The organism is Aeromonas sp. 1805 (genome assembly GCF_013085525.1).
In the GTDB taxonomy this organism is placed as follows: Bacteria; Pseudomonadota; Gammaproteobacteria; order Enterobacterales; family Aeromonadaceae; genus Aeromonas; species Aeromonas hydrophila.
Window position 1 is genome coordinate 3,687,299 of record NZ_CP038515.1, and the last position, 11,927, is coordinate 3,699,225.

General features: G+C 60.0%; 9 protein-coding genes and 2 pseudogenes. 5 read left to right on the plus strand and 6 right to left on the minus strand.

Annotation, left to right across the window (positions count from 1 at the left end; all coding sequences use genetic code 11):
- Positions 1-14: 14 nt before the first annotated feature.
- The 3 genes and pseudogenes from E5E96_RS17305 to E5E96_RS17315 form a co-directional block, all read left to right on the plus strand.
- Positions 15-239, plus strand: coding sequence for a hypothetical protein (locus tag E5E96_RS17305; RefSeq protein ID WP_168754854.1), 225 nt, complete (start codon positions 15-17; stop codon positions 237-239).
- Between the two features lie 228 nt (positions 240-467).
- Entirely contained in the window at positions 468-1,415 is a 948-nt protein-coding gene (locus tag E5E96_RS17310) for a hypothetical protein (RefSeq protein WP_168754855.1), read from the plus strand.
- A gap of 123 nt (positions 1,416-1,538) precedes the next feature.
- Positions 1,539-1,845, plus strand: a pseudogene (locus tag E5E96_RS17315) (transposase); the annotation flags it as partial.
- A 385-nt stretch (positions 1,846-2,230) separates the two neighbouring features.
- Here the strand turns inward: E5E96_RS17315 and E5E96_RS17320 are convergent.
- Positions 2,231-4,165: an amidohydrolase gene (locus E5E96_RS17320; RefSeq protein WP_171282697.1), complete on the minus strand. Its 1,935-nt coding sequence runs from the start codon at positions 4,163-4,165 to the stop codon at positions 2,231-2,233.
- A gap of 166 nt (positions 4,166-4,331) precedes the next feature.
- Here E5E96_RS17320 and E5E96_RS17325 point away from each other — a divergent pair, with 166 nt between their 5' ends.
- Positions 4,332-5,018, plus strand: coding sequence for a TetR/AcrR family transcriptional regulator (locus E5E96_RS17325; protein WP_171282698.1), 687 nt, complete (start codon positions 4,332-4,334; stop codon positions 5,016-5,018).
- A 79-nt stretch (positions 5,019-5,097) separates the two neighbouring features.
- Here E5E96_RS17325 and E5E96_RS17330 read toward each other — a convergent pair whose 3' ends face one another.
- The 3 genes and pseudogenes from E5E96_RS17330 to E5E96_RS17340 all read right to left on the minus strand — a co-directional run bounded on the left by E5E96_RS17330 (position 5,098) and on the right by E5E96_RS17340 (position 8,182).
- Positions 5,098-6,351 carry a D-amino acid dehydrogenase gene (locus tag E5E96_RS17330; protein WP_011705831.1) on the minus strand — a complete coding sequence of 418 codons (1,254 nt, stop codon included), beginning with the start codon at positions 6,349-6,351 and terminating at the stop codon, positions 5,098-5,100.
- A gap of 151 nt (positions 6,352-6,502) precedes the next feature.
- Positions 6,503-8,018: pseudogene (locus tag E5E96_RS17335) on the minus strand (cryptochrome/photolyase family protein).
- Positions 8,018-8,182: a DUF2256 domain-containing protein gene (locus E5E96_RS17340; RefSeq protein WP_080756240.1), complete on the minus strand. Its 165-nt coding sequence runs from the start codon at positions 8,180-8,182 to the stop codon at positions 8,018-8,020. The pseudogene E5E96_RS17335 and the gene E5E96_RS17340 overlap by 1 nt, the downstream one beginning before the upstream one ends.
- Positions 8,183-8,652: 470 nt before the next feature.
- Between E5E96_RS17340 and E5E96_RS17345 the strand changes: the two genes are divergently transcribed.
- Complete coding sequence (locus E5E96_RS17345) at positions 8,653-10,038, plus strand: tryptophanase (RefSeq protein WP_171282699.1); 1,386 nt, start codon at positions 8,653-8,655, stop codon at positions 10,036-10,038.
- 106 nt (positions 10,039-10,144) lie between these two features.
- Here E5E96_RS17345 and pbpG read toward each other — a convergent pair whose 3' ends face one another.
- Both pbpG and E5E96_RS17355 read right to left on the minus strand, forming a co-directional pair.
- Complete coding sequence (gene pbpG, locus E5E96_RS17350; RefSeq protein ID WP_011706303.1) at positions 10,145-11,065, minus strand: D-alanyl-D-alanine endopeptidase; 921 nt, start codon at positions 11,063-11,065, stop codon at positions 10,145-10,147.
- Between the two features lie 402 nt (positions 11,066-11,467).
- Positions 11,468-11,923: an NUDIX pyrophosphatase gene (locus tag E5E96_RS17355; RefSeq protein ID WP_171282700.1), complete on the minus strand. Its 456-nt coding sequence runs from the start codon at positions 11,921-11,923 to the stop codon at positions 11,468-11,470.
- Between the last annotated feature and the right edge of the window lie 4 nt (positions 11,924-11,927).

Genomic DNA, 11,927 nt, shown 5'->3' on the forward strand with positions numbered 1-11,927 from the left:
GGGATACGTGGCCGATGCAGCTGCATCGCCTGATTGACCTTGCCAAGAATAAGTACGGTAAAGATATACGGCTCGTAGATGTGGCTGTGGGCAGTGCCATTAAGCGAACCCGTCTTGATGGCTGGGTGCTACGCCGCAAGGTGGCCGACACACCAGCAGAGAGCACCGAGGAGGTGTTGAACGAAGTAGGGTTTGGCGAGCATAGCGAAGGGCTGCGCTCCTTGGAGCGCTGGCAATAACTGTACGAGCAACATGTTGCGATCATACAAAAGGAAATATCCAACAGTTTTTCGTTAATGGAAGTTAACTTCAATGCCTAATAACTCTGGGGGTGAAAAAGTGACCCACTAATAATGTTATGTGATCTTAACTTCAAAATAAACATATATACATGTATGGTGTTGACCTCTCTGATGCCCGTTGGCACCATGTACATTCTTAATATGAGCCCAAAAAGAGGGGAGCCTATGTCTCTAGATGTCGCTTATAGTCTAGATATCGATGATTATATTGATCCAGATAGAGCCTATGATCTTTTCTGGTCAGGTATAATTCTTGATAAACACAACTTCATATGCCCTGGCTCTAATTGTTACGCAAAGGTAACTTGTGCCAACTTAGATGTCGAACGCCAAAATATGAAGGTCACACCTCATTATCGAAAATTCGGAACTCATTCGGCCGAATGCGAAGTAGATAAAAACAAACCTTTGAAATTATTTTATGAGGATGGTTCTATTGCAACGGAAGAATCCACTCTGGGAATTTCTGTTTCTGAAAAGTTTATTCTAGAGCGACCTGATTCATATTATGATGGTGAAAAGACAGGAGGAGCAGCTACAAAAAGTAAGATAAAAAAAGTAAACAAAGGAAAAGGGAAACCTTCATTTGTTGGAGAGCGTGGACATATTGGCTCAATATATTCTGTTCGAACTATGGTTAGTCGATATATAAAATATAAAAAAGATAAGACTCTGAGATTTAGAAGAATCAACATTAAAGGAAAAGATGTTCTGTATCAAGAGTTGTTTAAGTGTGTATGGGAACAAGATTTAGGTTCTCTACCTCAACACCCTGTTGTTTACTATGGGTGGGCTTATGTCGACAGATTGAAGTCAGACGATGGTTATCGAATAAAGTTCAAGAAAAATCTCATGTACGGTGAGAAGGAATTAATGGCCACAATATTAATATCAGATAGGTTAATTGATGGTTATAAAATAAAAAGACTGGTTTCTACCAGACTGGAAAAAATAAGTGTATTAGATCGCCCTTCTGCATATGTATTTGTATATTCAAACCCCAAGATAAACAAATCAAAAATAGGTGTTGAATATGCTAATTTTAAAATCGACAATCTTGATTTCATTGATATAAACTACGAATGTCCATTCCCAAAAGAATATGACAAGTAGAAAGTTACCTTACAGGATTGTATATTACATAATTTATATGTCGACATGGCCTTGTGCAAAAATTCTAGAGCTATCCAGACAGACGGTGATCCGATCTCCCAGATCAATCACTGAGTACGCCATATGGGTAAGTTCAAACACAATATATGCAACTGGAAGCAGTACAACCACGCCTTGGTGCAACGTGGCTCGTTGATTGTCTGAATGGACCAACAATCAAACGCTGGCATTGCCAGACCCACCTCGGTTGCTGGGGACGCGACTTCCACTACAGCGATAACGCCATAGACCCCCCTGATACTAAAGTTTTGTTCAAGTTGCCCCAGTATGCACTGGAGGGCTTCGTCAGCTCGTTGTTTACGCTGATGAATGTGCCATTGCAGTCGCCTGACTACAGCTGTATCAGCAGGCGGGCTAAACAGCCCACATCTAGTACTGTCTGCCAAGTCAAGGGCCAGTAGCCCATCTGGTGATTAATGCCGCCTCGCTCAATGTCATTGAGCTCGAAGCTGAACCTGAGAAATTACAACGCGCAAGTGGGTGAGGCACTGACTGGGTCAGGATGATAGGGCTGGGTATGCCTATTCGGCAGGGGTCAATTAAACGGGACTATCGATTAGGAAAAGACTATCTCGCTTCGTCTTGTTGCTGACATTGGCAGAGGCGGCAGGTACGGCGTTGCCCATCAGGTCATAGGGATCCACACCTGCATGTCTCAGCATTTCGGAGAAATCGGCCAGCTTACGCTGATGTTCTGCTTGCTCACTTTATAGAAAAAGCCCCGCGAGGGGCCTTTTTGTTGTCAGCGGCTTGGCTCAGGGGGCCGGGTAGATGGTGTTGCCCTGAAACACGGTCTGCTCGACCCGGGTGTCGGCAATCTGCTCCGGCGTGCCGGCTTCGACCAAGGCGAACAGATCCCGGTCGAGCACGATGAAGTCGGCGGATTTGCCTGCCTCGATGGAGCCGGTGATCTCCCCCTGGCGCACCGCCTTGGCACCGTTGATGGTGTAGGCGGCCAGCATCTCGGAGAGCGAGATGCGCTGGCTGGCGCGAAATGCGTCGTCGCTGCCGGCCGCCCGTACGATGCCGGCGGCCATGTTCTCAAACGGACGGGGATCCCGGCTGTCGACTGGCGCGTCGCTGCCCGCCACCAAGATGGCACCCGCCTTGCGGCTGCTCTCGACCGGATAGAGGGCCTGCTGCAGATAACCCAGCGGATCGTAGAGCGCCTCGCTCAGGGACTGGCCGGCCCTGGTTGGCTGGATGAAGGGGGTGACCAGCATGTCATAGGCGAGCTGGGGCGTGGTCCAGGCGTAGGTGAAGGTGAGGTAGAGGCCGAGCTCGCCGAGGCGGCGCTGATCGTCCGGGTGCACCACCTGCAGGTGGGCCAGGGTGTGGGGGATGCCCCGATCGCCGTTGCTGGCGCGGGCGGCAGCCAGCGCATCGAGCCCGACCCGGGTGCTGCGATCACCGATGCTGTGCATGTGGATGCCAAAACCCGCCCCGTCCAGCGCGGTGACGTAGCGCTTCAGATCCGCCTCCCGGTAGTTGACGATGCCGTTGCTGCCGGCGTCTTCGCTGTCGGCGGTGATGGTGACCCGGCCGCTGTCCGGATCCAGCGCCAGATGGGGGTTCTGGTAGTTCTCCAGCATGCCGGCGTTGGGCAGGAAAGGCGGCGCGGTGAAGGGATCCCCTTCCAGCACCCCGTCGAGGAAGATCTTGACCGCATCGGCCTTGATCAGCGGGTTGCCGGCAAAGGCGCTTCTGACCTGAGTGGCCTTGACCAGGTGGCCCTCGATGTCCAGTTTGCCGCTGTAGTCATCTTCGTGAAAGCAGGTGGCGGCGGTGATGCGCATCTGCAGCAGCCCCCGTGCCTGCATGCTGAGCAGGCGCTGGCGGATGAAGTCGGTGGCGCAGGCGTCCTGCACGCCGGTGATGCCGCGCGAGGCCATCAGGGTGGCAATGGCTGGCAAGATCTGCTCGTACTGGGCGGCGGCCCGTTCGTCGCTGGCGCTCAGCACCCCGCTGTCCGGCACCGGAATGGCGCTGCGGGCCCCCTCCCGGATGACGCCGCTGGTCAAGTCCACATAGGGGATGAACCGCTCGAACACCCCGCCTGGTGCCAATTTACCGGGGTTGAAGCCCACCTGATTGCCATCCTGATCTTCGGCGCTGGCCAGTGCCTGCGAGTTGTAGGCACTGGCGTGACCGTCCGCCCCGAGCAGCACCACCGGATTGTCCGGCGCAACGGCATCCAGAGCGGCCAGCAGGGTGGCATGGCTCGCGGTCGGGGTATTGCCATCATAAGGGGACCACTGATTGACCACCAGCCACTCGCCCGGCTGCCCGGCGTAGCGGGGCAGGCACGCCTTGACCTTGGCAGCCAGCTGATCGAGATCGACGGCCTGGCCATCCAGATCGCACATGGGCAGGGCCACGGTGCCGAGCAGGTGGATGTGGTTGTCGTGCAGCCCCGGCAGCACCATGCGCCCCTGCAGATCCACCTGGCGGGTCGCGCTGGTGATAAAGGATTCGGCCCCCTGGCGCGAGCCGACGTAGCGGAACTTGCCATCCTCGACCACCATGGCCTCGGCCAGGCTGCGCTGGCCATCCTGGGTGTAAATCTTGCCGTTGAAGTAGAAGGTGCTGGTCGGTTCCTGCGAGCGGTTGTCCTGCTGGCAGCCGCCGAGCAGGACTGTCATCAGCAGGGCGACAAGCCCCCGGCGGTGGTTGTGTTGTTTGCCATCCATTGCGTGCTCTCCTTGTATGATTGCAGTGATTACTGCAAATATGAGCACAGTTGTTTATTGCAGCTGCGCCGGAAAATGCCAGTGATTGCTGCATTTTTTTTGACTTGTGTTGAGTCTGTCTCATCATGTAGTGATGAGACTCGGTGACCATGGAGGGAGAGACGCAATGGCGGAACACGCATTGCCAGAGGGGCTCTGCATGCGGCGTCAGCCGCGGCAGCAGCGCAGTCAGGAGGTAGCGACCCGCATCGAGCAGGCCACCCTGGCGCTGCTGCAGGAGCAGGGGTTTGCGGCGCTCAACACCAATGCCATCGCCGCCCGCGCCGGGGTGGGCATCAAGTCGCTCTATCACCTCTATCCCAACAAGGAGGCGATTATCTGCCGGCTGGCGATGGACTGGCTGGCGGCGGTGTGCGAGGCGCAGGCGGCGATCCGTCAGCAGGCCGACGACTGGCCGCAGACCCTGGCCATGCTGGATCAGGCGCTGGATGCGCTGGATGAGCGCTTCGTCGGCTACGGGGCCCTGTGGCAGGCGATGGATCTCATCCCGGCCCTGCACGGGCTCGAGCAGGAGCATGAGCGCGGTCAGCTGGCATTCTGGCACGAGCGGCTGCGCCATTTTGGTTGCCGCTGGCCCGACCCCGAGCTCACCACCCTGATCCGCTACTTCTACCGGACGGCGGATGTTGTCAAGCAGTGCGCCAAGGAGCAGGGACGGCAGGGGGATCCCATCTGGCTGCTGCATCGCCACTGGCTGCAGCAACTGGTGGCGAGCGCCATCGCCGAGCCGGATCCCGCCAGAGTGTGGCAGGCTCAGCCCGCCCTGATGCCGGGCGGGGCGGCGGCAGAATGAATCGAACATCCGTCAAAGAAAAAGGGAGTGCCAGGCACTCCCTTTTTGGGATGAAACGGGAAGAGACGGAGGAGAAGGCTCAGCCGTAGCGGGCCAGGGTGAGCCCTTCGTCGCTGATAGCGGTGTCGCTGCCGCTGATGAGATCGCACAGCAGCTGACCCGAGCCCGCCGCCATGGTCCAGCCCAGGGTGCCGTGGCCGGTGTTGAGCCAGAGCCCGGGGATGGGGCTTGGGCCCACCAGCGGGGTGCCGTCCGGCGTCATGGGGCGCAGCCCGGTCCAGAAGTCGGCGCGGCTGATGTCGCCCCCCTCGGGGAAGAGATCGCCGACCACCATGGCCAGGGTGTCGTGCCGTTTCGGGTTGAGGGCCAGGTTGTAGCCCGACAGCTCCGCCATGCCGCCCACCCGGATCCGCTCATCGAAGCGGGTGATGGCCACCTTGTAGGTTTCGTCCAGCACGGTACTGCGCGGCGAGGCCTCGGCGTTGATCATCGGCAGGGTGAGGGAGTAGCCCTTGACCGGGTAGACGGGCAGATCGAGCCCGAGTGGGCGCAGGAACCCGGTGGCATAGCTGCCGAGGGCACAGACGATGGCGTCGGCCTTGAAGCGCTGCTCGCCGGCCCGCACCGCCACGGCGCGTCCCTGCGCCAGCTCGATCTCGTCGATGGCGCAGTTGAACACGAATTTGACCCCCAGTCGCTGCGCTTCTGCTGCCATGGCCTTGGTGAAGCGGAAGCAGTCGCCGGTCTCATCGCCCGGCAGGCGCAGGCCGCCCACTATCTTGCCGCGTACCCGGGCCAGCGCCGGCTCTGCCCCTTCACAGCCAGCGGCATCGAGGGACTGGTAGGGCACGCCGTACTCCTCCAGCACCTCGATGTCGCGCTTGCTGGCATCGAGCTGGGCCTGACTGCGAAACAGCTGCAGAGTGCCGAGCTGGCGCCCTTCATAATCGATGCTCAGCTCATCGCGCAGCAGCTTCATGCAGTCGCGGCTGTATTCGGCCAGCCGCACCATGCGCCCCTTGTTGACTGCATAGGCCGCCGGGGTGCAGTTGGCAAACATCTTCAGCATCCAGCGCAGCTGGAAGGGATCCGAGGTCGGTCGCACCGTGAAGGGGGCATGCTTTTGCAGCAGCCACTTGGCGGCCTTGAGGGGGATGCCGGGGGCCGCCCAGGGGGCCGCGTAACCGGGGGAGATCTGCCCGGCATTGGCGTGGCTGGTTTCAAGGGCCACCCCGTCACGCCGCTCCAGCAGCGTCACCTTGTGACCTGCCTTGGCCAGATACCAGGCGCTGGTCACGCCGACCACGCCACCACCGAGTACCACTATGTCCATCTTGTCTCTCCTTGACTGGGGCCCTCACCTTAATCAGCCGCCACAGGATATTCAACTGGTGTAGATATAATTGGGATATATATCTATTTACATTTATTTAACTGGTTTTCAATATTGAAAAGTGTGGACTTGCTGGCATTAGATGTGGCAGTCAGAGCTGCTCCAGCTGGATCAGGTACTGCTCCGCCGTCCCTAGGATGGCGTGCTGCTGTTCGGCGGCTTGGCCATCCCAGTTGGCATAGGGAAGGGCGAGGATTGCTGCCAAGTTTGTCCCGATTGCGCCACAAAAAGTGCCAGTAGAGGCTGTTGAACGGGCAACTCCCGTCGCCGTGGCGGGCTTTGATCTGATAGTGGCACCCCTTGCAGTAGTGGCCCATCCGCTCGAGATAGGCGCCGCTGCTGGCGTAGGGCTTGCTGCCCATCAGGCCGCCATCGGCAAACTGGCTCATGCCGCGGGTGTTGGGCAGCTCCACCCACTCGATGGCATCCACATAGATGCCGAGATACCAGGCATCCACCTCGTCAGGATCGATTCCCGCCAGCAGGGCAAAGTTGCCGGTCACCATCAGCCGCTGGATATGGTGGGCGTAAGCGTGCTCCAGAGACTGGCCAATGGCGTGACGCACGCAGGCCATCTTGGTTTCGCCGCTCCAGAAAAAACCGGGCAGCGGCCGGTTGGCCCCCAGAAAATTGGCCTGCTGGTAGGCGGGCATCTTTTCCCAGTAGAGGGTGCGCACGAATTCGCGCCAGCCGAGGATCTGGCGGATAAAGCCCTCCACTTGCGCCAGGGTGATGGTGGCCTGATTGGCCTGCCAGTGGGCTTCGGCGGCGCGGATCACCTCGAGCGGGTGGAGCATCTTGCTGTTGAGGGAAAACGACAAACGGCTATGAAACAGGCTCCAGCCGCGCTCGCTCAGGGCATCCTGATAGCGGCCAAAGTGGGGCAGGCAGTGGGCCAGAAAATGGGCCAGTAGCTCGCGGCTCTGGCGCCGGCTGATGGGCCAGGGCAGGCTGCTGTCATCTGCCTCGCCGATGGTGCTGACCCCGTGGCGGGTCAGCATGGCATCGATGTCGCTCACCTCGTTGGCAAAGGTAAGGGGCGCCGGGATGGGCTGATTAGCCGGCAGTTTGGCGCGATTCTCATCATCAAAATTCCAGCGCCCGCCAAGGGGCTGGCCGTGCTCATCGAGCAGTACCCTGTATTGCTTTCGCAGGGCGCGGTAGAAGAACTCCATCCGGCTGTGGGGGTAGCGCTGCCAGCCATCGCGGGGGGTGAGAAAATGCTCGCTATCCACCTCGGTGGCAGGGATGGCGAGGCCCGCCGCCCAGCTTTTCAGCTGGCTGGCGAGGCGCCACTCGTCCGGGCTCTGTCAGGCAACGCTGTCGGCCTGATGTGCTTCGAGCTGGGCTGCCAGCAAGCTGGGCAAGTCGGGCCAGCGGGCGCTCTCATCAAGGGTCAGATAACAGACGCGGTGGCCCGCCTTGCCAAGGGCCGCTGCGAAGGCACGCATGGCGGCAAAGAAGGCCAGCACCTTCTGGCGGTGGTGGCGGCAGTAGTCGGTCTCCTGGCGCAGCTCCGCCATCAGATAGCAGACCGCAGGATCCGGGGTGCGAAACCAGCTGTGACCGGCGTTCAGCTGATCGCCGAGCACAAGGCGCAGCTTCATCAGACTGGCTCCCCGTTATGTTGACGGCTGCTATGACGAGCGTGGCGACAGCGCTCGCTGCAGTAGCGAACCGCCTCCCAGCTTTTCGCCCACTTGCGCCGCCAGCTGAAGGGACGCTGGCAGACGGGGCAGATCTTCTCGGGCAGATGGGCTTTGCGATGCATGGGACTTCCGGCTGTGGGCAACGAGGTGCGTGAATGGTGTCAAGTCAACGGGATAACAGCTTAACGAAGCGGGGCGCTGGGGGGATCACAGTTACCCGCATCGGGCCAAGTGAATGGGTGCTTTGTGAGCAGGCGCACAGCCCGGCGGTGCGCCTCTTGTCTGCCAATTAACCTGCCGTTAACGTGGCGAGGCTGCCTGGTGGCAGCACCCATCAATGGATCTTATTGGCCACCGACTGTTTACAACCGACATGGAGGGGAGTGATGCCAATCGTGACAGCTACGCCCCGGGCAGCCTGCCTGCTCGCCCACTGGTACACCCGGGATCCCATTCTGACCCTCGACTTTCCTCACCGCTGATTGGCGGCACCCGCCGTTTGAATTTGTCAGCCGGACGACCCTGATCGCCCCGGCCTCTTTGCCAATTCCAATTTCAAACACACTGGCCTTGCGCCGGTGAGGAGTCTTTTATGCGTCGTATACCCGAGCCGTTTCGTATCAAGATGGTCGAGCCCATCAAACAGACTACTGGCGCCGAGCGCCGCGCCGCCCTCGAGGCCGCTGGCTGGAACCCCTTCCTGCTGCTGGCCGAGGACGTCTATATCGATCTGCTGACCGATAGCGGCACCGGTGCCATGTCCGACCGTCAGTGGGCCGGCATCATGATGGGGGACGAAGCCTATGCGGGCAGCCGCAACTTCGTCGAGCTGGAGCGCGCGGTGCGCGAGATCTTTGGCTACCAGCATGTGATGCCCACCCACCAGGGGCGCGGGGCGGAGCAGATCCTCTTCCCCGAGCTGGTCAAGCGCTGCCAGGGCAAGGCGCCGGTGTTTATCTCCAACTACCACTTCGACACCACCAAGGCTCACGTGGAGTTGGCCGGCGCGCGGGCCATCAACCTGCTCACCCCGAAAGCCCTCGACACCACGGCGCCTTACGCCTGGAAGGGGGATTTTGATCTCCCTCGCCTGAGTGACACCATCGAGACCCTGGGGGCCGACAACGTGGCTGGGGTCATCATCACGGTGACCTGCAACAGCGCCGGTGGTCAGCCGGTCTCCATGGCCAATATGGAGGCGGTCGCCGAGCTGGCTCGTCGTCACCATATTCCGGTGGTGATCGATGCCGCCCGCTTCGCCGAAAACGCCTGGTTTATCAAGGAGCGGGATCCGGCTTATGCCAAGCGCAGCATCAAGGAGATAGTGCGCCAGATGTTTGCGCTGGGGGACATCTTCACCATGTCGGCCAAGAAGGACGGGCTGGTCAATATCGGCGGGCTCTGTTGCTTTAAAGAGGATCTCGACCTGTTTCGCGCGGTGCAGGTGCGCTGCGTGGCGATGGAGGGGTTTGTCACCTATGGCGGCCTCGCCGGGCGGGATATGGCGGCGCTCGCCATCGGCCTGCGCGAGGGGATGGATGAGGAGTATCTCACCTATCGCATCAGTCAGGTGGCTTATCTCGGCGAGCGGCTGGCCGAGGCAGGCATCCCCATCCAGACCCCCACTGGCGGCCATGCGGTGTTTGTCGATGCCAAGAAACTGCTGCCCCATATTCCGGCCGAACAGTTCCCGGCCCATGCGCTCGCCTGCGAGCTCTATCTGGAAGGGGGCGTGCGCGGGGTGGAGATTGGCTCCCTGCTGCTGGGGCGCGATCCCGCCACCGGCAAGCAGGAGGCGGCGGATTTCGAGCTGTTGCGGCTCACCATTCCGCGCCGGGTCTACACCCGGGATCACATGGACTATGTGGCCGACTGCCTGATCGCGGTGAAAGCGCGGGCCAGCGAGATTCGCGGGCTCACCTTTGACTACGAGCCGCCGCTGCTGCGCCACTTCACCGCGCGGCTCCAGCCGGTCTGAGCGCCAGCACGTCGGCGCCGTAGCCAGCAGGCTTGGTTAAAGGCTCAACAACAAAAGCCCCCGCACCTGGATGCGGGGGCTTTTTTGACGATGATCGCCGGGAGCCTTACTGGCTGCTGAACAGCTTGGTCTGGGGAGTGGACTGGGCGGTCAGGCTCATGCGACCGGAAGTCTCCAGCCAGGATTTGATCCGCTTGGCATCGGCCACCCGGGCGTTGGGAGTGTCGGCATTGAGCAGCACCATGATCACCGGCTCGCGGTTGATCTGGGTGGCCATCACCAGGCAGCGACCCGCCTCGCGGATGTAGCCGGTCTTGGAGAGGGAGATGGGCCAGCTCCCTTCGCGCACCAGCCGGTTGGAGTTGAGGTAGTGCAGCTGGCGCTTGCCGTTGCGCACCATGCGCTCCTCGGTGGAGGAGTATTGGCGAATGAGCGGATAGGTGGATGCCGCCGCCACCAGCTTGGCGAGATCGTGGGCGCTGGAGACGTTGCGGGGGGTGAGGCCGGTACTGTCGGAGAACTGGGTGCTCCACATGCCGAGCATGCGGGCCTTGGCGTTCATCGCCTCGATGAAGGCGCGCTGGCCACCCGGGTAGTTTCTGGCCAGCGCCGAGGCGGCGCGGTTTTCCGACGACATCAGGGCGATGTGCAGCATGTCGGCCCGGCTGAGGCGCGAGCCCACCGCCAGCCGCGACCCGGTGCCCTTGAGTCTGTCCACGTCGGCCATGGTGACGGTCAGCATCTCGGAGAGCCGCTGGTTGGCATCGAGCACCACCAGCGCCGTCATCAGCTTGGTGATGGAGGCTATCGGCATCACCCGGTTGGCGTTGCGCTCCGACAGCACTTCACCGGTGCGCGGGTTGGCCACCACGAAGGCGGCGGAGCTCAGCGCCAGATCGTTGCGCTGCTCCAGAAAGCTGTTGGGGGAGTGGGACTGGGCTGAAAACGGATTGGCCTGGGCGCTCTCCATGCTGACGGGAACAAGGAAGGCACCGAGCAACAGGGTAAGAAAAGGGCGAGTAATCATGATTTGACGCTACCGTACGGCTGACAGGGATATTTGGCTAAGTTATATGACGGTAATTGACGCTTCACAACGTCTAATGGCCCGATATTTCAATTTTATGGGATGGCGCACCTTGAAATAACGGTAATGGCGGCTATGGGTGGCTTCATACGAGTAATCATGGGGTGGGCAGGAGTGGGGAACCTGGTCGCGGCGTGCGGCTGGCGGCGCCCCCTGGCCGCCAGATAGTCACCCTTTTACCTCTCTCTGCTGCTTGTTTCCTTCCTCTCGCTCATTCTGGGTGATCATCTCTGCTGAAAATGGCCTGATCAGGGCCGGCAACATGCGCTGATGGTCGCCATGGCCGGGTGTGGATCATCACAGGATCAAGGGGATAACGGCAGGGCTCTTGGCATGCATCCGCTATGGTGTCATGGCCACCCGCATCAGCGCCGAGGGGCTGTTTTCGACAAAGTAGTGCCAGAGGTGATCATAGAGTGCCTGCTGGCCGGGGAAGCCCGCCAGTGCCTTGGCCTCGGCCAGGCTGCACCAGCGGTACTCGGTGTGCTCGTGGTTGAGGGTCACCGCCTGCGTTGGCGGGCAGTAGACCACGAACACCGGCACCAGACAGACGGTGTTCGTGGCGTCCTCGTAAAACTGCTCCAGATACTGGCCGTTGTAGAGTTCGTGCACGACGATGCCGGTCTCCTCGCGAAATTCGCGCACTATGGTTTGCCAACCGGTTTCCCCCGCCTCGACCGTGCCTGCCACATGACACCAGAAGCCGCCCTTGACCCGTTTCATCATCAGCAACCGGGTCTCGCCCTGGACGGTGGAGAGCGCGACGCCGGAGACGGTGTGACAGCGAATGGGGATCATGGGA